General features: G+C 71.2%; 23 protein-coding genes. 13 read left to right on the forward strand and 10 right to left on the reverse strand.

Annotated elements, in window-relative coordinates:
• Positions 1-10 precede the first annotated feature (10 nt).
• On the forward strand, positions 11-976 hold the full coding sequence (locus M2283_RS48140; RefSeq protein ID WP_280882964.1) for a helix-turn-helix transcriptional regulator: 966 nt from the start codon (positions 11-13) through the stop codon (positions 974-976).
• Positions 977-1,032: 56 nt separating this feature from the next.
• Here the strand turns inward: M2283_RS48140 and M2283_RS48145 are convergent, their stop codons facing one another.
• Positions 1,033-1,665: a TetR/AcrR family transcriptional regulator gene (locus M2283_RS48145; protein ID WP_280882999.1), complete on the reverse strand. Its 633-nt coding sequence runs from the start codon at positions 1,663-1,665 to the stop codon at positions 1,033-1,035.
• A 550-nt stretch (positions 1,666-2,215) separates the two neighbouring features.
• Complete coding sequence (locus M2283_RS48150; RefSeq protein ID WP_280882966.1) at positions 2,216-3,214, reverse strand: sigma-70 family RNA polymerase sigma factor; 999 nt, start codon at positions 3,212-3,214, stop codon at positions 2,216-2,218.
• Positions 3,215-3,407: 193 nt separating this feature from the next.
• Here M2283_RS48150 and M2283_RS48155 point away from each other — a divergent pair, with 193 nt between their 5' ends.
• The gene (locus M2283_RS48155) at positions 3,408-3,926 is read left to right on the forward strand and encodes a GNAT family N-acetyltransferase (protein WP_280882967.1); all 519 of its coding nucleotides are present in this window, start codon (positions 3,408-3,410) and stop codon (positions 3,924-3,926) included.
• 26 nt (positions 3,927-3,952) lie between these two features.
• Here M2283_RS48155 and M2283_RS48160 read toward each other — a convergent pair whose 3' ends face one another.
• A complete protein-coding gene (locus M2283_RS48160; protein ID WP_280882968.1) occupies positions 3,953-4,744 on the reverse strand; it encodes a dioxygenase family protein in 792 nt (263 codons plus the stop codon).
• A gap of 136 nt (positions 4,745-4,880) precedes the next feature.
• Here M2283_RS48160 and M2283_RS48165 point away from each other — a divergent pair, with 136 nt between their 5' ends.
• Positions 4,881-5,375: a MarR family winged helix-turn-helix transcriptional regulator gene (locus M2283_RS48165; protein ID WP_280882969.1), complete on the forward strand. Its 495-nt coding sequence runs from the start codon at positions 4,881-4,883 to the stop codon at positions 5,373-5,375.
• Between the two features lie 101 nt (positions 5,376-5,476).
• On the opposite strand, the gene M2283_RS48170 is transcribed toward M2283_RS48165, so the two are convergent.
• Both M2283_RS48170 and M2283_RS48175 read right to left on the reverse strand, forming a co-directional pair.
• Complete coding sequence (locus M2283_RS48170) at positions 5,477-7,018, reverse strand: MFS transporter (RefSeq protein ID WP_280882970.1); 1,542 nt, start codon at positions 7,016-7,018, stop codon at positions 5,477-5,479.
• Positions 7,019-7,225: 207 nt separating this feature from the next.
• Complete coding sequence (locus tag M2283_RS48175) at positions 7,226-7,870, reverse strand: TetR/AcrR family transcriptional regulator (protein WP_280883000.1); 645 nt, start codon at positions 7,868-7,870, stop codon at positions 7,226-7,228.
• A gap of 291 nt (positions 7,871-8,161) precedes the next feature.
• Here M2283_RS48175 and M2283_RS48180 point away from each other — a divergent pair, with 291 nt between their 5' ends.
• The 3 genes from M2283_RS48180 to M2283_RS48190 all read left to right on the forward strand — a co-directional run bounded on the left by M2283_RS48180 (position 8,162) and on the right by M2283_RS48190 (position 12,097).
• Positions 8,162-9,457 (forward strand): M6 family metalloprotease domain-containing protein, encoded by a 1,296-nt coding sequence (locus tag M2283_RS48180; RefSeq protein WP_280882971.1) that lies wholly within the window; start codon positions 8,162-8,164, stop codon positions 9,455-9,457.
• 56 nt (positions 9,458-9,513) lie between these two features.
• Positions 9,514-11,175 carry an IclR family transcriptional regulator domain-containing protein gene (locus M2283_RS48185; protein WP_280882972.1) on the forward strand — a complete coding sequence of 554 codons (1,662 nt, stop codon included), beginning with the start codon at positions 9,514-9,516 and terminating at the stop codon, positions 11,173-11,175.
• A 67-nt stretch (positions 11,176-11,242) separates the two neighbouring features.
• A complete protein-coding gene (locus M2283_RS48190; RefSeq protein ID WP_280882973.1) occupies positions 11,243-12,097 on the forward strand; it encodes an HAD family hydrolase in 855 nt (284 codons plus the stop codon).
• Positions 12,098-12,373: 276 nt separating this feature from the next.
• Here M2283_RS48190 and M2283_RS48195 read toward each other — a convergent pair whose 3' ends face one another.
• The 4 genes from M2283_RS48195 to M2283_RS48210 all read right to left on the reverse strand — a co-directional run bounded on the left by M2283_RS48195 (position 12,374) and on the right by M2283_RS48210 (position 16,116).
• Positions 12,374-13,456: a 3-oxoacyl-ACP synthase III family protein gene (locus tag M2283_RS48195; protein ID WP_280882974.1), complete on the reverse strand. Its 1,083-nt coding sequence runs from the start codon at positions 13,454-13,456 to the stop codon at positions 12,374-12,376.
• A 42-nt stretch (positions 13,457-13,498) separates the two neighbouring features.
• A complete protein-coding gene (locus M2283_RS48200; protein WP_280882975.1) occupies positions 13,499-14,422 on the reverse strand; it encodes a hypothetical protein in 924 nt (307 codons plus the stop codon).
• Between the two features lie 135 nt (positions 14,423-14,557).
• The gene (locus M2283_RS48205; protein WP_280882976.1) at positions 14,558-15,184 is read right to left on the reverse strand and encodes a hypothetical protein; all 627 of its coding nucleotides are present in this window, start codon (positions 15,182-15,184) and stop codon (positions 14,558-14,560) included.
• Between the two features lie 98 nt (positions 15,185-15,282).
• Positions 15,283-16,116, reverse strand: coding sequence for an AfsA-related hotdog domain-containing protein (locus M2283_RS48210; protein WP_280882977.1), 834 nt, complete (start codon positions 16,114-16,116; stop codon positions 15,283-15,285).
• A gap of 253 nt (positions 16,117-16,369) precedes the next feature.
• On the opposite strand from M2283_RS48210, the gene M2283_RS48215 reads away from it, so the two are divergent.
• From M2283_RS48215 to M2283_RS48245, 7 genes are all read left to right on the forward strand, one after another.
• Positions 16,370-16,972, forward strand: a complete 603-nt coding sequence (locus M2283_RS48215; RefSeq protein ID WP_280882978.1) for a TetR/AcrR family transcriptional regulator — start codon at positions 16,370-16,372, stop codon at positions 16,970-16,972.
• A gap of 256 nt (positions 16,973-17,228) precedes the next feature.
• Positions 17,229-18,053 (forward strand): SDR family NAD(P)-dependent oxidoreductase, encoded by an 825-nt coding sequence (locus M2283_RS48220; protein ID WP_280882979.1) that lies wholly within the window; start codon positions 17,229-17,231, stop codon positions 18,051-18,053.
• Between the two features lie 61 nt (positions 18,054-18,114).
• A complete protein-coding gene (locus tag M2283_RS48225; protein WP_280882980.1) occupies positions 18,115-18,345 on the forward strand; it encodes a tautomerase family protein in 231 nt (76 codons plus the stop codon).
• Between the two features lie 80 nt (positions 18,346-18,425).
• Positions 18,426-19,868 (forward strand): MFS transporter, encoded by a 1,443-nt coding sequence (locus M2283_RS48230; RefSeq protein ID WP_280882981.1) that lies wholly within the window; start codon positions 18,426-18,428, stop codon positions 19,866-19,868.
• Positions 19,869-20,047: 179 nt separating this feature from the next.
• On the forward strand, positions 20,048-21,652 hold the full coding sequence (locus M2283_RS48235; RefSeq protein WP_280882982.1) for an acyl-CoA carboxylase subunit beta: 1,605 nt from the start codon (positions 20,048-20,050) through the stop codon (positions 21,650-21,652).
• The gene (locus M2283_RS48240) at positions 21,649-21,888 is read left to right on the forward strand and encodes an acyl-CoA carboxylase subunit epsilon (RefSeq protein ID WP_280882983.1); all 240 of its coding nucleotides are present in this window, start codon (positions 21,649-21,651) and stop codon (positions 21,886-21,888) included. Before M2283_RS48235 ends, M2283_RS48240 begins: the two co-directional genes overlap by 4 nt.
• A 20-nt stretch (positions 21,889-21,908) precedes the next feature.
• Positions 21,909-22,421, forward strand: a complete 513-nt coding sequence (locus M2283_RS48245) for a MerR family transcriptional regulator (protein WP_280882984.1) — start codon at positions 21,909-21,911, stop codon at positions 22,419-22,421.
• Here M2283_RS48245 and M2283_RS48250 read toward each other — a convergent pair.
• The gene (locus tag M2283_RS48250) at positions 22,334-23,521 is read right to left on the reverse strand and encodes an acyl-CoA dehydrogenase family protein (RefSeq protein ID WP_280882985.1); all 1,188 of its coding nucleotides are present in this window, start codon (positions 23,519-23,521) and stop codon (positions 22,334-22,336) included. The two genes, M2283_RS48245 and M2283_RS48250, sit on opposite strands and share 88 nt — an antisense overlap.
• Positions 23,522-23,545 lie beyond the last annotated feature (24 nt).

Consider the following 23,545-nt stretch of genomic DNA (forward strand, 5'->3'; position numbering starts at 1 on the left):
CCTCGAACTCATGACGACGGACACCCCGGCACGGCTCCTGCAGCTCCTCTCCCTCCTCCAGACGCCCCGCGAATGGCCCGGCGGCGAGCTCGCCGACCGGCTCGGCGTCTCGCGCCGCACGGTCCGCCGCGACATCGACCGGCTGCGCGAACTCGGCTACCCCGTCGAGGCCTCCCTGGGCTCCGACGGCGGCTACCGGCTCGTCGCGGGCAAGGCGATGCCCCCGCTGGTCCTCGACGACGAGGAGGCGGTGGCCATCGCGGTCGGCCTGCGCGCGGGCGCCGGACACGCGCTGGAGGGCGTCGACGAGGCCTCCGTACGCGCCCTCGCCAAGCTGGAACAGGTGCTGCCCTCCCGGCTGCGCCACCGCGTCTCCACCCTCCAGTCCGCGACCACCCCGCTGACCAGCGGCGACGGCGCGAGCATCGCACCCGAGACGCTGACCGTGATGGCCTCGACGGTGGCCGGGCGCGAGCGGCTGCGGTTCGCCTACCGCGCGGCCGACGGCACCGAGTCGCGCCGCCTCACCGAGCCCTACCGCCTGGTCTCGACCGGCCGCCGCTGGTACCTCGTCGCCTACGACCTCGACCGCGCCGACTGGCGCACCTTCCGCGTCGACCGGGTCGCCGACCCCTTCGCGACGGGCGCGCGGTTCGCTCCGCGGGAGCTGCCGACGGGGAGCGCGGCGGAGTACCTGCGACGCTCGATGCAGCGCCGGCACGAGTCGTACGACTTCGAGGTCACCTTCGCCGCCCCCGCCGAGTCGGTCGCGGCCCGCCTCCCGACCTGGCTGGGAACACCCGAACCCCTCGACGCCGACACCTGCCGACTGCGCGCCACGGTCGCCGACGCGAAGGAGTGGCTGGCGGTCCGGCTGGCCATGCCGGGCTTCGAGTTCACGGTCCAGGAGCCCGCTGAACTGATGGAGTGCGTACGGGAGTTGGGTGGCCGGCTGACACGGGCCGCGGGCGGCTGAGGCGGGACAGGCATCGGCATCGGCATCATCCGAGCCACGTGCCCTCCCCCTCCGCCCTACCCCCGCGCCACTTCCCCCCACGGGAAGTCCCGCAGCGCCTCCAGGTTCCGTAGCGCCATCGCCGCCGGTCCCTTCGGACCCGATGCCGGTGCTTCACCGGCTGCCCAGCCCTCCACGGCGACCCGTACGGCGGCGCTGGCGGTGGCGGCCGCGAAGCGCAGGCCGGGAGACCGGGCGAGACCGCTGCCAACGTTGTCGGCATCCCCGTCGGAACCCTGCACCGCAGACTCCCCCAGCCGTACGGCCAGCACCTCCCCCAGCCGTCCCTCCGCCTCGTGCGACACCTCCGCCCACACCTTCCGCAGTGCGGGGCTCGTGTCGGTGAGGCGGATGAGGGTGCGGACCAGTTCCCAGGAGGCGGCGGAGACGCCGACGCCCGGGGTCAGGGTGTGGCGTACGGCGTGTTCCAGTGCCTCGGGTACGGAGAGGTCGGCGGGGGCCGCGCGCAGCGCCTCGCCCCAGCGCTCGGCGCCCGCCGCGTAGAGCGGGGCGACGGCTTCTTCCTTGGAGGCGAAGTAGCGGTAGAACGTGCGCGGGGCGATGCCGGCGGCCTGGGCGATGTCCTCGGCCCGGGTGGCGCGCAGTCCGCGTCTGACGAACAGCCCGGCCGCCGCGCGGGCGATCTCCATCCGGGTCGCGGCCTTCCGCCGTTCGGTCAGCGAGGCGGGAGGGGGTGTCGGACCCGGCGACACAGAAGTGGCGGCGCGGGAAGGCTGTGCGGGGGTGGAGCTGCTCACATCGGCAGGCTATGCCCATGTGGCACAATCTGCCATTCGGCGGGCCACCCCGGGGTTCAGGTTCGGGGTGCCCCGCCACCCACTCTGCCCTGCCCGGCCGCGGACGACAAAAGCGGCGGCAGCAGCGGGCGACAAAGAGAGCCGGGCCCCGGCGCCCGGGGGGAGGGCGCCGAAGCCCGGCTCAGGGAAGGTCCCGGCACCGGGGGGGAGTGCGTCGGGACGTGGTCCAAGGGGGTCTCGGGGGCGGTGCCCCCTGACCCGAACTCATGGGCCCTGAAGTCTTGTTCCCGGGGCCCGGAGATTTGAAGCGGCGGAACACAGCCATGTTTGCGCCGGTGTTCCGCCACCCGGCGTACGCGGCGAAGGACGGTCGTACGCTGCCCGGCACCTGCCGGGAGTCGCGCGCCCCCCTCGCCACGAGACGTCGGGGTCGGTGTCGGTTTTACGCCGCCGCTTCGAAGCCGGTGTCGCGGGCCAGCTTCTTCAGTTCCAGCAGCGCGTGCTTCTCGATCTGACGGATGCGCTCGCGCGTCAGGCCGTGCTCCTTGCCGACCTCGGTCAGCGTCCGCTCACGGCCGTCGTCGATGCCGTAGCGCATCTTGATGATGGAGGCCGTGCGCGGGTCCAGGCGGCCGATCAGGTCGTCCAGTTCCTCGCTGCGCAGCAGGGTCAGGACGGACTGCTCGGGGGAGACCGCCGAGGTGTCCTCCAGCAGGTCGCCGAACTGGGTCTCGCCCTGGTCGTCCACCGCCATGTTCAGCGAGACCGGGTCGCGGGCCCAGTCGAGGACGTCGATGACGCGCTCCGGTGTGGAGGCGAGCTCGGCGGCGATCTCGGCGGGCTCCGGGTCGCGGCCGTGCTCGCGGTTGAACTCGCGCTGGACGCGGCGGATCCGGCCGAGCTCCTCCACCAGGTGGACGGGGAGCCGGATGGTGCGGGACTGGTCGGCGATCGAGCGGGTGATCGCCTGGCGGATCCACCAGGTCGCGTACGTCGAGAACTTGAAGCCCTTGCGGTAGTCGAACTTCTCCACCGCGCGCACCAGGCCCGCATTGCCCTCCTGGACCAGGTCCAGCAGGGGCAGGCCGCTGCGCGGGTAGCGACGGGCCACGGCCACGACCAGACGGAGGTTGGAGCGGATGAAGACGTCCTTGGCGCGCTCTCCCTCGTCGACCAGGGCCTGCAGCTCCTCGCGGCTGGCCTCGGCCTGTGAATCCTCGTAGCCCTCGAGAACCTGTCGCGCGAACACACCCGCCTCGATGATCTGAGACAGCTCGACCTCCTTGGCGGCGTCGAGCAGCGGTGTGCGCGCGATCTCGTCGAGGTACATGCCGACCAGGTCACGGTCGGCGATCTCGCCGGCGCGGGCGCGAACACTGCTTGCCCTGTCGGCCGTCTCGCCAGAGGCGGACTTACGACGGGCGACGGCACGGGTTGCCATGCGAGCTCCCTTGCGATGGTGGCTGGCGGGTGGTCTGTCGGACACCGGGCACTCACCGTCGAGTACCCCTCAGCACCCTTCTCGGGTGCCCTGCATCCGAAGGAAACAACGACTGGAATCCGGACAGAATTCCCAACCTGCCCCCCGATTTTTCTGATCATGCAGTACCCTGTGCCGCCACGGAGGTGGTCCGGTGTCGTCGGAACGTACAGAGGTGCAGGTCAGGGCGGGAGTCGAGGGAGACCTCGAAGCCCTCACCGACATCTACAACCACTACGTTCGTGAGACGCCCATCACATTCGATACCGCTGTCTTCACTCCGGAAGAGCGCCGCCCTTGGTTGCTCTCCCACCCTGAAGACGGCCCGCACCGGCTGAAGGTTGCCGTAGATGCGGACACACAGGAGATTCTGGGCTACGCCACATCCAGCCCTTACCGCCCGAAGCCCGCCTACTCGACCTCGGTGGAGGTCACGGTCTACGTCGCCCCGCGCGCGGGCCGGCGCGGCATCGGCACGCTGCTCTACAAGGCCCTCTTCGAGGCGCTGGCGGACGAGGACCTGCACCGCGCCTACGCCGGCATCGCACAGCCCAACGAAGCGTCCACGCGGCTGCATGAACGCTTCGGGTTCCGGTACGTCGGCACCTACCGGGAGGTGGGCCGCAAGTTCGGCCGCTACTGGGACGTCGCCTGGTACGAGAAGGAGCTGTAGCTCCAGGCGCCGCAAGCGGACAGGGCTCAGCCGAACTGCACCGACCGCTTCGCCATCCCCATCCAGAACCCGTCGATCACCGACTTCTGCGCGTCCAGCTCGCCGGTGACCTCGGCCGCGCCCATGGTCACGAAGAGCGGGGCGAAGTGCTCGGTGCGCGGGTGGGCGTAGCGGCCGGCCGGGGCCTTGTGGAGGAAGTCGAGCAGTCCGTCCCAGTCCCGTGCCTCCAGCGCCCGCCGGCCCCAGTCGTCGAACTCGGAGGACCAGGTGGGCACTCCCCCGCCGGTGTGCCGCAGGGCGGCGAGGTTGTGGGTGAAGAAGCCGGAGCCGACGATCAGGACGCCCTCGTCGCGCAGCGGGGCGAGCCGGCGGCCGATCTCCATCAGCTTGACCGGGTCGAGGGTCGGCATGGAGATCTGCAGGACCGGGATGTCGGCGGCGGGGAACATCTCGACGAGCGGGACGTAGGCGCCGTGGTCGAGGCCGCGGTCCGGGACGTCCTGCACGGGGATACCGGGGACGCGCAGCAACTTCCGTACGGAATCGGCGAGTTCGGGGGCGCCCGGGGCGTCGTAGCGGACCTGGTAGTAGTGCTCGGGGAAGCCCCAGAAGTCGTAGACCAGCGGGACCGGGTCGACCGCGCCGAGGGCGAGCGGGGCCTCCTCCCAGTGGGCGGAGACCATCAGGATCGCCTTGGGGCGGGGCAGGTCGGCGGACCAGGCGGCGAGTTCGCCGGGCCAGATCGGGTCGTCCGCGAGCGGCGGGGCGCCGTGACTGAGGTAGAGGGCGGGCATGCGCTCCTGCGTGGCGGCGGACATGGCGGCGGCTTCCTCCGGGGGCAGTTGCCTGAGTCGTCTGCTCGGACCCAGTTACTTGAACTCTAAAACTTCCTGTGTGCAACAGCGTACGCGCCACTTGTTTAATCTTCAAGAAGAGTTTCGTACAGTGGAGTCCATGAACTCGGAAGAACCCCGCTGGCTCACCGCCGACGAGCAGCGTGTCTGGCGTGCCTACATGCAGGCGTCCACGCTTCTCGAAGACCATCTCGACCGTCAGCTCCAGCGGGACGCGGGCATGCCGCACATCTACTACGGGCTGCTCGTGGTGCTCGCGGAGGCGCCGGGGCGGCGGCTGCGGATGACCGAGCTGGCCAGGATGGCGAAGATCACCCGCTCCCGGCTCTCGCACGCGATCGCGCGGCTGGAGAAGAGCGACTGGGTGCGGCGCGAGGACTGCCCTTCGGACAAGCGGGGCCAGTTCGCGGTGCTGACGGACCAGGGTTTCGAGGTGCTCGGGCGCAATGCGCCGGGCCATGTGGCGGCCGTACGGCAGGCGGTGTTCGAGCGGCTCAGCCCGGAGCAGCAGAAGGCCCTGGGCGACATCATGGAGATCGTCGCCGAGGGCCTTCAGCCGAAAGAAGCGGGTGCGGACCTGCCCTGGCTGCGCTGAGCCGCTCGCTCAACGTGCCGGACAGGTCCGCCGGGTTGTACGTACGGGGCGTCCCCTTCCCCGTACGTACGAGTTTTTCCGAAGGGGTACCTAGGCGGCCGTCAGTGGGCGATCACCGGTACCGCCAGCTCGTCCTCGACGGCGTCACCGGTGGCGACCGGGCCGCCGCCCTGCTTGCCGGCGGTGACCAGCACCGAGACGATCACCGCGGCCAGCACCAGCATGCCGACGGCGAACCAGATGGCGTTGGTGTAGCCGTGCACCTGGCCCTGCAGCGCGACGAGCTGCTGCTGGGTCTTGGACGAACCGGCACCGGCGATGTGGTCCTTGATGTACGCGGTCGTCGCGGACGCGGCGATCGTGTTCAGCAGGGCCGTGCCGATCGCGCCGCCCACCTGCTGCGAGGTGTTCACCATCGCGGAGGCGACACCGGCGTCCCGGGGCTCGACGCCCAGGGTGGCCAGGGACATGGCGGGCATGAACGCCGTACCCATGCCGAGACCGAGCAGCAGCATGCCGGGCAGGATGATCGAGGCGTACGACGAGCCGATCTCCAGCTGGGTCATCAGCAGCATGCCGACCGCGGCGACCAGGAAGCCGGGGCCCATCAGCAGACGGGCCGGCAGGCGGGTCATCAGGCGGGTGCCGATCTGGGTGGATCCGATCATCATGCCGACGATCATCGGCAGGAAGGCGAAGCCGGTCTCGATCGGCGAGAAGCCCTTCACGACCTGCAGGTAGTAGGTCAGGAACAGGAAGGTGCCGAACATCGCGATGATGGCGATGCCGAGCGAGAGGTAGATACCGCCGCGGTTGCGGTCGGTGATCACGCGCAGCGGCAGCAGCGGGGCCTTGACCTTGGACTCGACGATCACGAACGAGATCAGCAGGACCGCGGACGCGATGAACAGGCCGATGGTCGAGGAGTCGCCCCAGCCGTCGGACTCGGCGCGGGTGAAGCCGTAGACCAGCGAGACCAGACCGAGGGTGGACAGGAGCACGCCCGGGATGTCGAGCGGGTTGCGGTTGCGGCCGCCCTCGGGCTCACGGATGACGAAGTACGCGCCGAGCGCGGCGACGATCGCGAACGGGATGTTCACGAAGAACGTCCAGCGCCAGTCCAGGTACTCGGTCAGCACACCGCCGAGGATGAAGCCGACGGCGCCACCGCCACCGGCGATCGCACCGTAGATGCCGAAGGCCTTGGCGCGCTCCTTGGCGTCCGTGAACATCACGGCGAGCAGGGAGAGCGCGGCCGGGGCGAGCAGGGCGCCGAAGGCACCCTGGAGGGCACGGGCGCCGAACATCATGGCGCCGCTGGTGGCGGCGCCGCCGAGCGCGGAGGCCAGGGCGAAACCGGTCAGACCGACGACGAAGGCGCGCTTGCGGCCCCAGAGGTCGGCGATCCGGCCGCCGAAGAGGAGGAGCCCGCCGAAGGCGAGGGCGTAGGCCGTGACGACCCACTGCCGGTTGCCGTCGGATATGCCCAGGTCCTGCTGGGCGGAGGGCAGGGCGATGTTCACGATGGTCGCGTCGAGCACGACCATCAGCTGGGCGAGCGCGATGAAGACGAGCGCTTTCCAGCGGTTGGCGTCGCCGGACGTGGCCGGCACACCGTTAGCCTTTGTGGCTGTTTCAGACATGGGGGTACCCACTTCGGTACTTCGGGACGGAAAAAGACGGAAAAGAAGAATGTGATCCTGAACGGCCCGTCGTCATTGACGGCCGGTGGAGTGTCGGACGCGCTGTGGAACGTGCGGCGCGGCACTGAGTCGGTTCTGAAGGTGTTGAGAACGTTCTGAGGCTGTTGAGACTCCCCCGTAGCTCCTGACTAATCGGTTCTCTCGTCGTCAGACCTTGCGCAGGTCCTCCATGGTCATCGCCGCGCCCGGCAGCACGGAGGGGGCCGGGGCCCGCAGTCCGTCCAGGAACAGCTGGAGATGGCGGTGGACGAAGCGGTCCACGCTGAAGCACGCCGTACCGGCCAGGGGCCGGCTGAGCTGGGCGACGGCCATCATGATGTCGCCGACGTCCACATCGGTACGGAGCTGACCGGCCGCCTTTGCGCGGCCCATGATCTCCCCGATCAGCTCCTCGCACCGATCGCGTGCGTCCACCAGGTCCGGGTGGTGCTGGTCGAAGGTGCTGGAGATCATCGGGCACAGCGCGGTGACCCGCTCGTCGGCGGCCGTGTGCACGAAGCGCTCCAGCGCCTCGAAGGCGTCCCCGTTCTCCGCGAGCGCCACCTCGGCCGCCTCGTTCGTCCGGTCCATGACGGAACAGACGACCTCGCGTACCAGCGCGTCGCGGTCGGGGAAGTTGCGGTACACCGTGGCGTTGCCCACGCCTGCCCTGCGGGCGATCTCGTCGAGCGGCACATCGGGGCCGAACTCCGTGAACATCTCGCGGGCGGCGCTGACGATCCGCTCCCGGTTGCGCAGGGCGTCGGCACGCGGCCGGGGCACCTTGCGCTGCACGGGGCTCGCGGTCGTCATGGCGGTCACGGCGTACTCCTTGAGTCGATGGGTTCTGCGATCAGGTCCTGAGGCCGGATCCCGGGATCCGGGGAAGCAGTCCCCGTTTCGCTCGGACGCCTGATTAAACGGGGAAACGATCCCCGGTTATTTCCCGACCTGACGAAGACTTCCTGTGACCTGAGTCACAGCCTCGCCCGCCGGAACCCACCGTTCGGGCTCCTCCAGCGCGCGCCCTCGCAGCCCGCGACCCAGGGTGATCGAAAGGGCGCAGCCAGAGACCGGCGGCTGCCATGGACGAAGGGCCCGTGCATGCCGCCTGAGCGACCCCAGCCGCTCCGCCGTCGGATATCCGCGCGCCGCGTGGCCGCCCTCGCGTCGGTGACCGCGCTGACCCTCGCCCTCAGCACCTCGGCCGGCACCGGGCACCTCACGGCCGGCTCCACGACGGCCGGCGCCGGCCCGATCGCCCTGGCCCGCTCCGCCGCGTTCGGCCCCTGCATGATCAGCGGCGGCCACGCCGTCCAGATGTCGGAGGGGGTGCCGACCCCCGGCGGCTACTCCCGCTCCACCGGCACGGTCCGCGCCCTGACCCTGATGGTCGACTTCTCCGACGCGCCCGGCAAAGGCAGCGCGCTCGACCGCTTCCACGAGTTCTTCCCGCAGACCCAGGAGTGGTTCCGTACCGCCTCCTACGGCCGCCTCGACTACCGCCCCGAGACCCCGATCACGCACTGGCTGCGCATGCCCAAGTCCTTCAAGGCGTACGGCATAGAGCGCGGCGCGCCCTTCGACCCCGGCTACCGCGACCTGGTCCAGGACATCGTGTCCGCCGCCGATCCCGACGTCGACTTCCGCTCGTACGACTTCCTGAACGTGCTGGTCACCCCGACCGCGGGCCCTTCCGCGCTGGACACGGTCCTGTCGGTGACGTTCGCGGGCAACATGGACGCCCCCGTCGCCGACGGCGTCCCCGTGGCGAACGCCTCCTTCGTCTACTCCCGCCAGGACGACGGCTCCGGCTCCTACGCGCAGACCGGCTACCGGGTGCTCCCGCACGAGAACGGCCATGTCTTCGGCCTGCCCGACCTCTACACCCAGGAGGGCGGCGGCTCGGTCGGGCACTGGGACATCATGAGCGAGGACTGGGGCGCCAACAACGACTTCCTGGGCTGGCACAAGTGGAAGCTGGGCTGGCTGGACGCCTCGCAGGTCGGCTGCGCGGCGAGCCGCGGCACGGCCGAGTACACCCTGACCCCGCTGGCCCGCCCTGGCGGCGCGAAGCTGATCTTCGTCCCGACCGGCACCCGCACCGGCTACGCCCTGGAGCTGCGCACCCGCGAGGGCAACGACGAGGCCGTCTGCCGGCCGGGCGTCCTCGTCTACAAGGTCGACGCCGACGTCGACACCGGCATGGGCCCGGTCACGGTCTACGACTCCCGGCGCGACAGCGGCGGTTGCACCCGCGGCCCCAACGTGAACGCCGAACTCTCCGACGCCCCCTTCACCCCGGGCGAGACCTTCAAGGACCCGCGGCACGGAATCCGGATCACGGTGGCGGGGGCGGATCTCGCCGGGGACTACCGGGTACGGGTCACCCGCCGGTGAGCGGACGGGTGGGCGCATTACGGTAGGCCTGCCCTGATTGCCGTACCGGAGATGTGATGGCCGCGAACCGCACGTTGGACGCCCTTGCCGATGCTTCCGCCGTGCCGGCAGAGGCGGTCACGCCCCTGATCAGGGGGATCGCCGTGCTGCGGGAGCTGACCGAGGCCGGCGGGACGGTCAGCCCGAGCGGTCTTGAGCGGGCCACCGGGCTCGCCCGGTCCACGGTCGACCGGATCACCGCCACCCTCGCGCGCATGGGATACGTCCGCCTCGACGGCCGCGACGCGATCCTCACCCCCCGCCTGATGGAACTGGGCAACGCCTATCTCTCCGCCCTGCGCCTGCCCGCGCTGCTCGACGCGCGCGCCGACGCCCTCGCCGACGAGCTGGACGAGTCGGTGTCCCTGGCGGTCGCCGACCGCGACGGCATCCGCTTCATCCACCAGGCCACCCGCCGCCGCGCGATGTCCCTCAGCTTCCGCATCGGCGACCTGCTGCCGGCCGAACGCACCGCGCCGGGCCCGCTGTTCGCGACGGAGTGGACGGCACGGGAGTGGCGGGCCTGGCGCGCGCGCCGGTCGACGGACCCGCGGGACCGCGGCTTCCCGGCCGTACCGCCCCACGAACACACCGACAGAGAGGCCGACTTCGAGCGGCGTGCGGCCCAAGCGGCCACGGACGGCTGGGCGTTGGACGACGAGCTGATCGAGCCGGGCCTGGTCGCGGTCTCGATGCCGGTACGGGACCCGCGCACCGGCAGGATCGCCTGCGCGGTCAGCGTGGTCAGCCACACCAGCCGGCACACCGCCGCCGCCCTGCGCGACACCCTGCTGCCACGGCTGCGGGCGGCGGTCGCGGACATGCAGGAGGAACTGCGCACGGCACCGGCGCCGGCCCCCGGGGCGGCTCCCTCCGGACTGGCCACCTGGACCGGCGCCTCCAAGCAGGAACTGGGGCGGGAGTTCATCGAGTCGCTCGCCCGTGGACTGACCGTCCTGACGGCCTTCGGCGAGGGCCGCGCCGCCCTCACCCTCACCGAGGTCGCCCAGACCACCGGCCTCGCCCGCGCCACCGCCCGCCGCGCCCTCATCACCTACGAGCACCTGGGCTACATCACCGCCGAGGACCGCGTCTTCCGCCTCACCCCGCGCGTCCTGAACCTCGGCTATCCCCCGCTGTCCCGCGTCGCCCTGCCCGGGATCGCCACCCCGCACCTGGCCGAACTCTCCGCGCACGTGCACGAGTCGGCGTCCCTCGCGATCCTCACCGGCGACGAGATCCAGTACACCGCCCGTGTCGCCACCAGCCGCATCATGAGCGTCAACATCACCATCGGCACCCGCCTGCCCGCGTACGCCACCTCGATGGGCCGGGTCATCCTGGCCGGCCGACCCGCCCCGCACTTCCCCGAGTTGCGCCCCCTGACCCGGCACACCCGCACCGACCCCGACGCGCTGCGGGCCGAGCTGGACCGCATCCGGACGGACGGATACGCCCTGGTCGACGGGGAGCTGGAGGAAGGCCTGCGGTCGATCGCGGTCCCGGTGCGCGAGCGCGGCGGGCAGATCGTGGCCGCCGTGAACGTCGCCCTGCACAGCAGCCGCCGCACCGCCGAGGAGTGCGTCCACGACATCCTCCCCGCCCTGCGCACCGCCGCCGACCGCATCGAGGCGGACGTGCGGATCGCGGGGCGCTTCCGGCCGGTACCGCTCACCTGATACCTTCGCGAAGGAATTTTATAGAGCCCGCGGTCAAGGGCTCATGGTCGAGGGGGAGGTCCGAGCGATGGCGGTAGTGGCAGGTACCGAGACGGGCATACGGGCGGGGACGGGGGCCGGAGCCGGCGGTGACGCCGGTGCGGGTGGCGTCCACCGGCCCGCGTATCTCGTCTTCTGCGATGTCGACGAGACGCTGATCAGCTGCAAGAGCATGTTCGAGTTCGCCCGCTTCCAGCGCGTGCGCCGGTACGGGGGCGCCGGGGCGCGGTGGTACGAGGAGCTCGCCGGGGAGCTGCGGCGGCAGTCCGCCGCCGGGGCGCCGCGGGAGGCCGTCAACCGGTCCTACTACCGCGCCTACGCCGGGGAGAGCGCGGCCACGATGACCGCCCTCGGCCGCGAGTGGTTCGACCTCGCCTCGCGGGCGCCCGGGTTCTTCATCGCGTCCACCGTGGCGGAGCTGGACCGGCACCGGGCCGCCGGCGCCGAGGTCGTCCTCGTCTCCGGGTCCTTCGCACCCTGCCTCGACCCGGTCGCCGAACGCGTCGGCGCCCGGCACGTGCTGTGCACCTCGCCCGTCGTCCACGAGGGCCACTACACCGGTGAGGTCCCCGAGCCCGTGATCGGCGAGGGCAAGCGGGCGGCGGTCCTGCGACTGCTCGCCGAACACCCCGGCGTCGACCCGCGCGACTGCTTCGCCTACGGCGACCATCCCTCCGACTTCCCGATGCTCGACTGCGTGGGGCATCCGCGGGGGGTCGGCGACGATCCGGCGGTACGGAAACATCTTGCGCGGCGGCTCGCACAGCCGGTCGGCGAGGTCGTGAAGGTCGCGAACTCCGGCTGTGCGCTGGCCTGTTGGTCGATGGGGCGGGACGAGCACTCCGAGGGGTGCTCGGGAGGGTGTGCGCTGCCGCTGGGCTGACGGCTGACTGGGTACGGCGACATGCGTCGAGGGACGGGGAGTGTTCTCCTCCGTCCCTCGACGTGTGTGCCGGCTTCAGTCGATGCTCCGGCAGATGTGCGGTTCCAACCAGGCGTCCTCGCTGTCGCCCGCGAGACGGAGAAGGGGTGCCTTCGCCCGTGGAGCTGTGGCGGGTGTCCTTCTGGCCATGGCCGGGACGGTCTTGTCTTTTCTCACCCTGCGCTGTCTCATTTCGCTCACCTCTAGGATGTTCGTCTGTGTCGGGGTCGGCTGCCGCTAGCGCGCCCCCACCAGCACCGGGGCGGACACGCGTTCCCGGGCCGGGCGGGCGTGCCGGGTCGGTGCCCAGCGCAGCAGGGCCGAGCCGACCGACATCCCGCCGCCGAAGGCCGACAGGACGGTGAGGTCGCCCTCCGTGAACAGGCCGCGCCGGTGGGCCAGATCGAGGGTGATCGGGACGGACGCGGCACCCGTGTTGCCGTGCAGGGCGAGGGCCAGGTGCATGCGGGCCGCGTCCAGGCCGAGGGCGGGCCAGACCTCGGCGAGCATCACGCCGTTGGCCTGGTGCGGGACGAAGTGCCGGACCGCGCGGCCGGGTACGCCCGCCTTCGCCAGCAACTCGTGGATCGCGCCGGGCAGGTTGTCGTGCACGAAGCCGCGGACGCCGCGTCCGTCCATCGTGAACCAGTGCGCGCCCTCCGCCAGCGTGTCCGCCGACGCCGGCCGCCTGCTGCCGCCCGCCGGCACGCTGATCAGCCGGTGCTGGTCGCCCCGGGTGGTCAGGCTGGTGACGAGGGAGCCGGTCCCGGCGGGCACCGGACCGAGGACCACCGCGCCGGCGCCGTCACCGAACAGGATGGCCGTCTTGCGGTCGGCCGTGTCGAGGATGCGGGAGTAGACGTCCGCACCGATGACCAGGGCATACGGGCCTTGCACGGCCGGGCGGTCCGCGTCGGCCGCGTCCGCTCGCAGCATGCGGTCCGCCGCTGTGAGCGCGAACATGAAGCCGCTGCATACCGAGTTGACGTCGAAGGCGGCGGCCCGGCGGGCGCCGATGAGGTCGGTGACGATGGCCGCGGTGGCGGGTTGGGGGTGGTCGGGGGTGGAGGTGGCGACGACGACGTACGACACCTGATCCGGCGTCAGTCCGGCCTGCTCAAGCGCCCGTTGGGCGGCCCGGGCGGCGAGGTCCGAGGTGGCCTCGTGCGGGGCGGCGCGGTGTCGTCGTCGTATGCCGGTCTTGTGCTCGATCCACTCGGCGGTCACCCCCGCCGCCGCGCCGACCTCTTCGTTGCCGACGACCGTGGCGGGCAGGTAGGAGCCGGTGGCGATGATGCCGATCGAGGTGCTGGTGTTCATGCGTCTCTCCTGAGTTGGCGATGAACTACTGGACTGGAAAGGTCAGTTCGCCGGACCCGTCGTGAACTCGCCGAAGCTCGGGCCTCGCATCTTCAGTTGGGCGTGGATGTCGCCGCCGAGGCCGAAGTGGCCGATGGCGCCGCCGTAGTTCTGCTGGTAGCTCATCCACAGCACGACCACGTTGATCACGCGGTTGGCTCCCGGAGTGCCGGGCGCCGGGAAGGGGTTGGGCAGGGTGGCGCGGTAGTGGGCCATGCCGTTGCTGTCGCTGATGAACGCGTTGGGCACGCCGAGCGGGCCGGGGCGGGTCGGGCCCGCCGGGTCGAGGTCGTGCTCGCGCAGCGACATCACGGTGTAGAGGCTGTCGGGGATCAGGCCGGTGAAGGCGAACGAGAAGTCGGCGCCACGCCGGTGCGCCGGCACATGCACCTCCAACTGGCCCCGGGCCTTGACCCATTGGCCCAGCGTGATGGGCTCGCGCACCTTGGGCCCGTCCTCCTCCCGCAGATCCGGGATGGGGGCGCCGTGCAGCGGATAGCTCGGTCGCCGCACGTCGTGCGCGTCCGGCCGCTGCTCCGGCGCGAACAGCATCGGGTAGTTGTTGCAGGGCAGCGGCAACGGCAGTGTGTACAGCTGGACTTGGGCGTCCGGCCCGGTCGGGTCGGCGAAGTCCAGCTCGCGGACGACGTCGTAGGGCAGGTTGGTGCCGAGCGGGGGCAGCGGACTGTCCGGGGAGACCACCGCACTCCCCCACTCGGAGACGGTGGCGCCGTCCGGGCCGGGGCGGTTGACGCGTCCGACGACGACGAAGTCACCGTTCGCGTCGACGATTTCGCTGGGCGGGTAGAGGGGGCCCTGGGTGGTGACGCTCAGGTCGTAGGTGCGGGTCATGGGGGTCGCGGGGGCCGGCGTCTCAGGGACGACGGCCCGCTCGGACGCGGTGGTCAGGTCGGGTGCGATGGTCATGTCGGGTGCTCCTTCGCCGGTGCGAAGCCGATACGAACGGCCGGCCGCGGGACGCCTTGCTCGATGCACCTCGGTGCACAGGGGGGTTCCGCGACCGGCCGTGGGAGGAGGGGAGCCGGTTGAGCCGGGCCGGGATCAGGCGGTGAAGCGCTCGTAGATGCGGGTGTACAGGCCGTTGTCGCCTCCGGTGATGTAGGTGTCGCCGGCCTCGCGGACGATCTGCTGGTAGCGCGGGGAGGTGAAGGCCTCCAGGTACTTCGCCGGGTCCGCGTCGAAGCCGGACACGAACATCACGCCGGGCTCGGTGCTGGCCAGCGAGTGGAACGCCTGGAAGCTGACGACCTCTTCGGAGGTGCGGACGACGTCGAAGATGGTCTCCTCGCGCCAGGCGCGGTACTGCCGGTAGACCCGCGGCACGACCTCGACGTGCCGCATCTGCACGTACCGGGTGTCGGGCAGCGCGCCCGCGGCCGGCTTGGGCGCCTCGACGAACTGCAGGAACTGGCGGCGGAAGTCGCCCTCGCCCAGCGGGCCGACGGCCTCCCACAGCTTCCACCAGTCGGCGCGCAGCTCCTCCATCCGCTCGAAGCCCTCCAGCGGGGCGAGTTCGAGGACGGAGTTGCTCTCCAGACCGCGGTAGAGGATGCGGCCCGCGAACCCGGCGGCGTCGTTGTGCGCCTGCCAGGCCTCGGCGACGGCGTCGATCTGCTCGGGCTTGGCGAAGAGCTCGGTGGCGGTGATGAGGGCGGCGGAAGCGGACATGGTTGTTCTCCTTGGGTGAGGGGTGATGCCGGTCGTGGGGGTGGTGCGTGGTGAAGTGACGTGTCTGCGAAGGGAGTTGCGCGGTCGGCTCGACCCGCTCAGGCGCCGACCAGCACCGGCTGTCCGGCCTTGGTGCCCGCGCCCGCCGCCGTGGCCCCCGCCGCCACGGCCGCCTGCGTCGCCGTACGTACCGTGTGTTCGACCGCGAGGCGTGCCCGGCGGTGCTCCTTGGCCTCGATGACCGGGCTGTCGAAGGCCGTGTAGGTCACCGTGGTGATCGAGGCGCGGCGGCCGGCCTGGTGGAGGGAGATCTCCGCGGCGAAGGAGAGCCGGTCCGGGTCGTCGGTCTCGGCGCGGAGCGAGTGGTAGACGACGGTGGCGTCGACCGGGAAGAGGAAGTTCTCGAAGTCGGTGTTCAGCGACTCGATGACGTAGTAGTACGAGCGGTCCAGGTACCGGGAGGCGTGGTAGCGCTCGCTGACCGCGAGGAACATCTGGCGGGCGGCCTCGACGGCGACCATGCCCTGGACGTGCTCCCCGGTCTGGTGGTCGATGAGCAGCTCGTTGTCGTTGTGCACCCGCAGGGTCGCGGAGAACAGGTCCTCGCCGTCCCGCCGCAGGTCGGCTATGAGGGTGTTGCAGCTTCGGTGTTTGTGGGCCTCGCCGCTCCCGGCGAGCGCCGGCGCCCGGTAGTCGAGGTCCAACCGGTCGGCTAGGCCGAGGAGTTGGGCCTGGCCGCGGACGAGCTCCCATTCCTCGACGGTGACGCCCTGTCCGGCGCGGACCAGGATCGGCCGGGTGTCCCAGGAGTACACGCCGAGGCGCATCTCCTCGACGAACTGCGTGACGGTGAGGACGTCGTCCTGTGCGGCGAACCCGACGAAACGGTCGCCGACGATCAGCAGGGTGCGGGGGGTCGCTGTGGCTGACATGCGTTTCTCCTTGGTGGGGATACAGCTGTCGCTGGTCGCTTCTCGCTTGCAGAGGCCTGCCGCCTTCGCCGATGCCGGTACCTGCCGACTTCCAACGGGCTTGCTCCTACCGGCTCATGACGGTTTCCTGCCGGTTTCTGCCGGTGTGGCGGGGCCGATGTGAAGAACGTAGAGGAGTCCGGGCGAGAACGCAACCATCTAGTTGGTTTTTCAGAACTATCCAGTTGGTTTCACGGTGGACTACGCTCGCCCCATGGCTGAGACACCCAAGGGACAGCAGACCCGCGCCAAGCTTCTGGAGGCCGCCCAGGCGGAGTTCTCCGAGCACGGTCTCGCCGGTGCGCGCGTGGACCGCATCGCCGAGCGCTCCGGCGTCAACAAGCAGCGGATCTATGCCTACTTCGGCAACAAGGAAGCCCTGTTCGCGGCCGTGATGAGCAAGGTGTACGCCCACATGTCCGAGGTCGTGCCGATCCCGACCACGGAGGAGGGCCTGCGCTCCTACGTCGGCGAGGTCTTCGACTACCACCGCCGGTCCGACCTGGTGCGCCTGCTGGCCTGGGAGGGACTGCACTACGGGGCCGGCCCGATCCCGGACGAGAAGGAACGCGAGGCGTACTACGTCCACAAGACGGCCGCCCTCAGCCTCGCCCTGGGCATCGACGACCCGTCGGCGGCGGCCCGCGTCCTCATCATCCTGGTCGGCATCGCCTCCTGGCCGTTCATCGTGCCCCAGCAGCGCCGGCTGATGCTCGGCCCGGACGGGGACACGGAGTCGGGGTGGGCGCTGCTGCGGACCAGCGTGGTGGCGCACGGTCACTCGATCATCGACAACGTGCTGCAGGGCTCGGTCTGAGGCGGGGCGCCCCGCGGTAACACAGGGTTTCGGTAAGGGAGTTCGGGCTGTTCCGGGCTCCCTTTCTGCTGGTCGGAGGCCGTCCAGGAGGGCGATCCCGGGGGTCGGCGCCACAGAAAACCAACTAGATGGTTGCGGCAGCTCCCGAACCCGGCTACCTTCTTCATCACCAGGCCGGAACCGCTCCGTTCGGACCGTCCGGGTTGATCTGACGCATCGTCAACTGGGGGCGCAGCCCCGGAGATTCGAGGACCCCGTGGACACCGTCACCGCCCCCTCCCCCGCCGACCCGGCCGTCCGGAAGACCCCCGTCATCGTCGTCAGCGGAGCAACCGGCGGTATGGGCGCCGCCGTGGTCGAGGAGCTCGCCCGTTCCGACGCCACCGTCGCCCTGCTCGGCCGGGACGCGGCCCGTCTGGACCGCGTCCGGCGCCAGATCGACGCCCGCACCGGCGGTACCGGCCGGCTCGTGACGTACGAGACCGACATCAACGACACCGCTCAGGTCGACGCCACCGTCGACGCCCTGGTCGGCGAACTCGGCCGGGTGGACGGGCTCGTGCACACCGCGGGCGACGGTCCGCTGGCCCCGCTCGCCGAGACGACCGACGCGATGTGGCAGGCCACGTTCAACGGCAAGCTGCTCGGCGCGGTCCGGCTCGTCCGGGCGCTGGCCGGTCCCCTGACCGCGGCCGGCGGCGGCTCGGTCGTGCTGGTCAGCGGGGTCTTCCGGAAGGACCCCGACCCGCTCTTCCCGGTGAACAGCGCGGTCAACGCGGCCGTCGCCGCCTTCGCGAAGTCCGTCTCCAAGGACCTCGGCCGCGCCGGGATCCGCGTCAACGTGCTCGACCCGGGCGCCGTACGCACCCCGCTGTGGGACGAGATCGCCAAGGCCATCGGCGACCGCACCGGCGCCACCGCCGAGGAGGTCAGCGCCCAGGTCGCCGACCGGACACCGCTCGGCACGCTCGCGGAGCCGGCCGACGTGGCCCGCCTCGCCGCCTTCCTGCTCTCCCCCGCCGCCCGGCACGTGGCCGGCGCCGCGATCACCCTCGACGGCGGAGCCTCGGCCGGCCTGTAGCCCGGCCCGCCCCCTCGACTCGCAGCACCCTCAACTCTCGTACGACACAAGGAGCTTCGCCATGCCCATCCTCACCATGACCACCTGGCCGAACCAGACCGACGAGAAGTGCCAGGAGCTGATCGAGGAGCTCACCGCCACGGTGCACCGCGTGATCGGCGCACCCCTCGACAAGATCACCGTCTACCTCCAGGAGATCCCGCAGAACCGCTGGGGCGAGGGCGGAGTACTCGGCACGAACCCCGAGTTCGCCGAACTCAGCCGCCGCCGAGCCGCGCCGGCCCAGGTCTGACCGCCCTCTCCCCTCCCCCCATCGCACCTGTTATTTCTGCTCCCCCCACCCCAACTCGGCCTCTTTCAAGGAGAGTTCCCATGGCCATCCTGACCCGGTCCGCGCGGACCGACCGGAGCGACCGGACCCCGGTCGTACCCGGCGGCGAACCGGCCTCGCCGCGCAGTTCCTCCCCCACCACCGTCCTCGCGGCGGCTCTGCTCGCCTTCTTCGTCATCTCCCTCGACGGCTCGGTCGTCAACGTGGCACTGCCCGCCATCTCCCACGACCTGCGCGGCTCGATGGCCGACCTGCAGTGGATCGTCGACGGCTACACCCTGATGTTCGCCGCGTTCATGCTGTCCGCGGGCACCTTCTCGGACCGGATCGGCGCCAGCCGGGCCTACGCCTGGGGGTTGGCCGCCTTCACCGTGGCGTCCCTGGCCTGCGGCATCGCGCCCAACCTGGGCACGCTGATCGGCGCCCGCATGGTGCAGGGCGGGGCCGCCGCGCTGATGGTGCCGGCCTCGCTCGCGCTGATCCGGCAGACCTACTCCGACCCGGGCAAGCGGGCGCGGGCCATCGCGATCTGGACGGCCGCGGGTTCCGTCGCGGTCGCCTTCGGACCGGTCATCGGCGGCATGCTCACCAGCGGGCTGAGCTGGCGGGCGGTGTTCTACCTGAACCTCCCGGTGGGCGCGATCGGACTCGCCCTGCTGACCCGGATCGCCCCCTCCGCGCGCCGTGCCGCGCCGGTCGACCTGTTCGGCCAGCTGTCGGTGGTGGCCTCGCTCGCCGGTCTGACGTACGCCGTGATCGAGGGCGGCCGCGCGGGCTGGAGCAGCCCCGACGTGCTGGCCACGCTGGCGCTGTCGGCGGTCGCGACGGTGACGTTCGTCCTGACGCAGTCCCGCCGCGAGCACCCGATGGTGCCGCTGAGCATCTTCAAGAACCGCACGGTCGTGGTCTGCCTGGCGGCCGGCTTCACCATCAACGCGGTGTTCTACGGCGCCATCTTCCTGCTCGGCATGTACTTCCAGCAGGTGCGCGGCGCCTCCCCGGTCAGCACCGGCGCGATGTTCATCCCGATGTGCGCGCTGATCTCCATCGTCAACATGGCGGGCGTCAAGCTCGCGGCCCGCAAGGGCGCGTGGGTGCCGATGACGATCGGGCAGCTGGTGATGGCGGCCGGTGCGCTGCTGATGCTCACGGTCACCTCCTCCACCTCGTACCTGATCCCGGTGCTGCTGCTGGTCCCGATCGGCCTGGGCGGCGGGCTCGCGGTGCCGTCGCTGACGGCGGCGATCCTGGAGAACATCGACGGCGAGCGGGCGGGCACGGCGGCCGCGGTACTCAACACCTTCCGGCAGGTGGGCAGTTGCATCGCGGTGGCGGCCTTCGGCGCGCTGATCGCGGACACGTCGCGCTTCCAGCACGGCTTCGACACGAGCTTTGTGATCAGCGTGGTGATGCTGCTCGTCACTGCCGTGGGCACGGCGGTTCTGCTGCCGCGGCTGACGAAGTCGACCGGCGGCAAGGCCTAGCCGCCTCGCCGCTTCGCTTGAGGCCGGTGATCGGCTGCGAGTTCGTTGTGGCTGGTCGCGCAGTTCCCCGCGCCCCTGAAGGGGCGCGGGGCTTCTGTATGTCCGCAGGTCCGCCCTACTCCGGCAAAGTCGCGTTAAAAAACCTTCACGAAGGAATTTAAATACGGCATGCTGAGCCCATGACCGTCATCGAGGAACGCACCGTCGCCCCGCCTCCACCCACACCCCCACCCCCGACCACCCACTCCCGGCTCGCCGAACTGGAGTCGATACGGCAGCTCGCGCACGAGGGGCCGGCCCCGGGGGCGAGCGATCAGCAGCACGCGCGCGGCAAGCTCACGGCCCGCGAACGCGTCGAACTCCTCCTGGACCAGGGCTCGTTCAGCGAGATCGAGCCGCTGCGCCGGCATCGCGCCACCGGCTTCGGGCTGGAGGCCAGGCGGCCCTACACGGACGGCGTGGTCACCGGCTGGGGCACGGTCCACGGCCGTACCGTCTTCGTCTACGCCCATGACTTCCGTATCTTCGGCGGTGCCCTCGGCGAGGCGCATGCCGCCAAGATCCACAAGGTGATGGACCTCGCGCTGGCGGCCGGCGCCCCGCTGGTCAGCCTCAACGACGGGGCCGGCGCCCGGATCCAGGAGGGCGTCTCGGCGCTCGCCGGGTACGGCGGCATCTTCACCCGCAACGTGGCCGCGTCCGGCGTGATCCCGCAGCTCAGCGTGATGCTCGGCCCGTGTGCGGGCGGCGCGGCCTACTCCCCCGCGCTCACCGACTTCGTCTTCATGGTCCGCGGCATCTCGCAGATGTTCATCACCGGCCCGGACGTCGTCCAGGCGGTGACCGGCGAGCAGGTCACGCACAACGGGCTGGGCGGCGCCGACGTCCACGCGGGCGTCTCCGGGGTGGCCGCGGGGGCGTACGACGACGAGGCCTCCTGCCTGGAGGACGTACGGCATCTGCTGTCGCTGTTGCCCGCCAACAACCGCGAACTCCCGCCCCACGAACCGCCGTCTGACGATCCGGAGCGGCGCTGCGAGGCGCTGCTGGACCTGGTGCCGGCCGAGCCGAACCAGGCGTACGACATCCACCGGGTGATCGAGGAAGTCGTCGACGACGGCGACTTCTTCGAGGTGCAGCCCTCCTGGGCGGCCAATCTGGTGTGCGGGCTGGCCCGGCTGGACGGGCACGTCGTCGGTGTGGTCGCCAACCAACCGGCGGCGACGGCAGGGGTGTTGGACATCGCCGCGTCCGAGAAGGGCGCGCGGTTCGTGCAGTTCTGCGACGGCTTCAACATCCCGCTGGTGACGCTGGTGGACGTGCCGGGCTTTCTGCCGGGGGTGGGGCAGGAGCACGCCGGCATCATCCGGCACGGCGCCAAACTCCTGTACGCGTACTGCAATGCGACGGTCCCGCGCATCTCGCTGGTGCTGCGCAAGGCGTACGGCGGCGCGTACATCGTCATGGACTCCCGCTCGATCGGCGCCGACCTGGCGCTTGCCTGGCCCACCAACGAGATCGCGGTGATGGGCGCAGAGGGCGCCGCGAACATGGTCTTCCGGCGGGAGATCGCCGCCGCGGCCGATCCGGAGGCGGCCCGGGCCCGGCGTATCGCGGAGTACAAGTCGGAGCTGATGCACCCCTATTACGCGGCCGAGCGCGGCCTGGTCGACGACGTCATCGACCTGCGCGACACCCGCGCCGTGCTGATCCGCTCGCTCGCCATGCTCCGCACCAAGCACCGCGACCTGCCCTCCCGCAAACACGGGAACCAGCCGACATGAGCGACAGGACCAAGGAGGCCGGCGTGGCCGAAGAGGCCGCGAAGACCGAGGAGTTCGTCCTGCGCGTGGTGCGGGGCACCCCCACCCCGGAGGAGCTGGCCGCCGCCACCGCGGTCCTGCTGGAACTGGCCCGACGGTCGCCTGCCGCGGAGGAGCCCGCGCCCGTCCGGCCCGTACCGACCTGGCACCGCCCGACCCTGACCCCGCACCGCGCCGCCACGTCCTGGCGCCACTGACCCGAAGGAGCACGATCACCATGCCGACGACCCCTGTCACGAGCGCGGGCCCGACCACGAGCGCGAGCCACGACAACCGCCCCACCGCGTACGTCACTTCGCACGCGGAGACCTTCTCCCTGGAGGACGTCGTCCGGATCAGCGGCCTCGACGCCGACACCCTGCGCTGGTACGAGGACCAGGGCCTGATCGAGGGCGCCGCGGAGGACCCCTACGGCGGGCGCGCGTACAGCCCGCTGCACCTGCGCTGGCTGGAGTTCCTCAACCACCTGCGCAGCACCGGGATGTCACCGGCCCACATGAACCACTACGTCGAGCTGTACCGCGCGGGCGACTCGACCATCGCCGCCCGCCGCGAACTCCTCGAAGCCCACCGGGAGTTGCTGCGCAGGCAGGCCCGCGAGCACGACTCCACGCTGCGCTACCTGGACTGGAAGATCGGCTTCTACCTGGAGCGGGAGGCGGCACTCGTACGGGCCTCCGTCGCAACCACCGCGTCCACCGCCTCCGCCCCGAGCACGGCGGAGGCGTAGGCGCCGGCCACCGGTTCCAGCCGCAGCACGCCGTGCGAGGCGACGGTGTGCACATCCCGCCACAGCCGGGTCAGTTCACCCGCGCCGGCCCGGATGTGCGCACCGCCGGTACGGAACAGCCGGTCGACGGCTTCGGCGAGCATCCGCGCAGCGACGGCGGCGTCCCGCCGATTGCCGGCGACCAGTGCCTCGGTGACGGGCTCGGTGTCGGCGCGGCGGGCCGCCCGCTCCAACAGCAGCCCGGCCGCATCGACTTGGGCCGAGGCCACGGCGAGCGTCTCGCGCACCGCCGCGCTGTCGTGGTTGGGGCGTCCACCGGGCCCCTTCGCCGCTGCCCACTCGGACCACACGGCCACGGCCCGCCGGGCGGCACCCAGCGCCGGGGCGCAGAACATCAGCCCGCCGGGGAGGTGAGCGGGCACGCGGTGGCAGCGGGCGGCCTCCTGGGCATCGCTCCCACGCATCAACTCGGCGAGCGGGAAGGTCCGGCGCCGCGGGACAAAGACGTCCCGCACCACGGCCGTATGACTCCCGGTGCCGCGCAACCCGGTGGCGTCCCAGGTGTCCTCGACGTCCACGGCATCACCCGGCACGGCGCACACCCGCACCCCGTCCCCGTACGCCTCCGGAGCGGCGACCAGCACCCACGCGGCCTGCTCGACCCCGCTCACGCACGCCCAACTCCCGGTCACCCGCCAGCCGCCGTCGACCGGTTCGGCCCGCCCGGCCGGCGGCACCAGCGCGGCGGCGATCCGCACGTCGGGCGAGCCGCCCCACAGCTCCCGCTGCCCCTCCTCGGGGAGCGATGCGGCGAACCTCCCGTGCGCGGCCCACAACATGGCGACCCAGGCGGCGGACGTGCAGGCCTCGCCGACGACCGCGATGTCTTCGAGGAGCGCGAGGAAGCTGCCCTCCTTGCCGCCCCACTGCCTGGGCACGAAGTGGCGGGCGAGACCGGCGGAGGTGAGCGCGGTGACGACCTCGCCGTTCAACTGTCTTTGCTGATCGGCTAGTTGGGCTTGGTCGGCGGCGAGGAGGAGGACGTCGTCGGTGAGGCGAGGGGCGTGATCGGTGGGGCGAGGGACGTTGTTGGAGGACATGGAGCAACTCCCGTCTACAGAAAA

This window comes from Streptomyces pseudovenezuelae, assembly GCF_029892565.1.
GTDB lineage: Bacteria > Actinomycetota > Actinomycetes > Streptomycetales > Streptomycetaceae > Streptomyces > Streptomyces pseudovenezuelae_A.

Bases quoted from the DNA above. Each gene is read 5' to 3' on its own strand.
- M2283_RS48205 (WP_280882976.1), bottom strand. From the start codon at position 15,184: ATGTCCGCTTCCGCCGCCCTCATCACCGCCACCGAGCTCTTCGCCAAG.
- M2283_RS48210 (WP_280882977.1), bottom strand. From the start codon at position 16,116: ATGTCAGCCACAGCGACCCCCCGCACCCTGCTGATCGTCGGCGACCGT.
- M2283_RS48230 (WP_280882981.1), top strand. From the start codon at position 18,426: ATGGCCATCCTGACCCGGTCCGCGCGGACCGACCGGAGCGACCGGACC.
- M2283_RS48170 (WP_280882970.1), bottom strand. From the start codon at position 7,018: ATGTCTGAAACAGCCACAAAGGCTAACGGTGTGCCGGCCACGTCCGGC.
- M2283_RS48140 (WP_280882964.1), top strand. From the start codon at position 11: ATGACGACGGACACCCCGGCACGGCTCCTGCAGCTCCTCTCCCTCCTC.
- M2283_RS48235 (WP_280882982.1), top strand. From the start codon at position 20,048: ATGACCGTCATCGAGGAACGCACCGTCGCCCCGCCTCCACCCACACCC.
- M2283_RS48225 (WP_280882980.1), top strand. From the start codon at position 18,115: ATGCCCATCCTCACCATGACCACCTGGCCGAACCAGACCGACGAGAAG.
- M2283_RS48185 (WP_280882972.1), top strand. From the start codon at position 9,514: ATGGCCGCGAACCGCACGTTGGACGCCCTTGCCGATGCTTCCGCCGTG.
- M2283_RS48145 (WP_280882999.1), bottom strand. From the start codon at position 1,665: ATGGAGATCGCCCGCGCGGCGGCCGGGCTGTTCGTCAGACGCGGACTG.
- M2283_RS48175 (WP_280883000.1), bottom strand. From the start codon at position 7,870: ATGACGACCGCGAGCCCCGTGCAGCGCAAGGTGCCCCGGCCGCGTGCC.
- M2283_RS48195 (WP_280882974.1), bottom strand. From the start codon at position 13,456: ATGAACACCAGCACCTCGATCGGCATCATCGCCACCGGCTCCTACCTG.
- M2283_RS48245 (WP_280882984.1), top strand. From the start codon at position 21,909: ATGCCGACGACCCCTGTCACGAGCGCGGGCCCGACCACGAGCGCGAGC.
- M2283_RS48160 (WP_280882968.1), bottom strand. From the start codon at position 4,744: ATGTCCGCCGCCACGCAGGAGCGCATGCCCGCCCTCTACCTCAGTCAC.
- M2283_RS48215 (WP_280882978.1), top strand. From the start codon at position 16,370: ATGGCTGAGACACCCAAGGGACAGCAGACCCGCGCCAAGCTTCTGGAG.
- M2283_RS48200 (WP_280882975.1), bottom strand. From the start codon at position 14,422: ATGACCATCGCACCCGACCTGACCACCGCGTCCGAGCGGGCCGTCGTC.
- M2283_RS48190 (WP_280882973.1), top strand. From the start codon at position 11,243: ATGGCGGTAGTGGCAGGTACCGAGACGGGCATACGGGCGGGGACGGGG.
- M2283_RS48240 (WP_280882983.1), top strand. From the start codon at position 21,649: ATGAGCGACAGGACCAAGGAGGCCGGCGTGGCCGAAGAGGCCGCGAAG.
- M2283_RS48150 (WP_280882966.1), bottom strand. From the start codon at position 3,214: ATGGCAACCCGTGCCGTCGCCCGTCGTAAGTCCGCCTCTGGCGAGACG.
- M2283_RS48165 (WP_280882969.1), top strand. From the start codon at position 4,881: ATGAACTCGGAAGAACCCCGCTGGCTCACCGCCGACGAGCAGCGTGTC.
- M2283_RS48180 (WP_280882971.1), top strand. From the start codon at position 8,162: ATGCCGCCTGAGCGACCCCAGCCGCTCCGCCGTCGGATATCCGCGCGC.
- M2283_RS48250 (WP_280882985.1), bottom strand. From the start codon at position 23,521: ATGTCCTCCAACAACGTCCCTCGCCCCACCGATCACGCCCCTCGCCTC.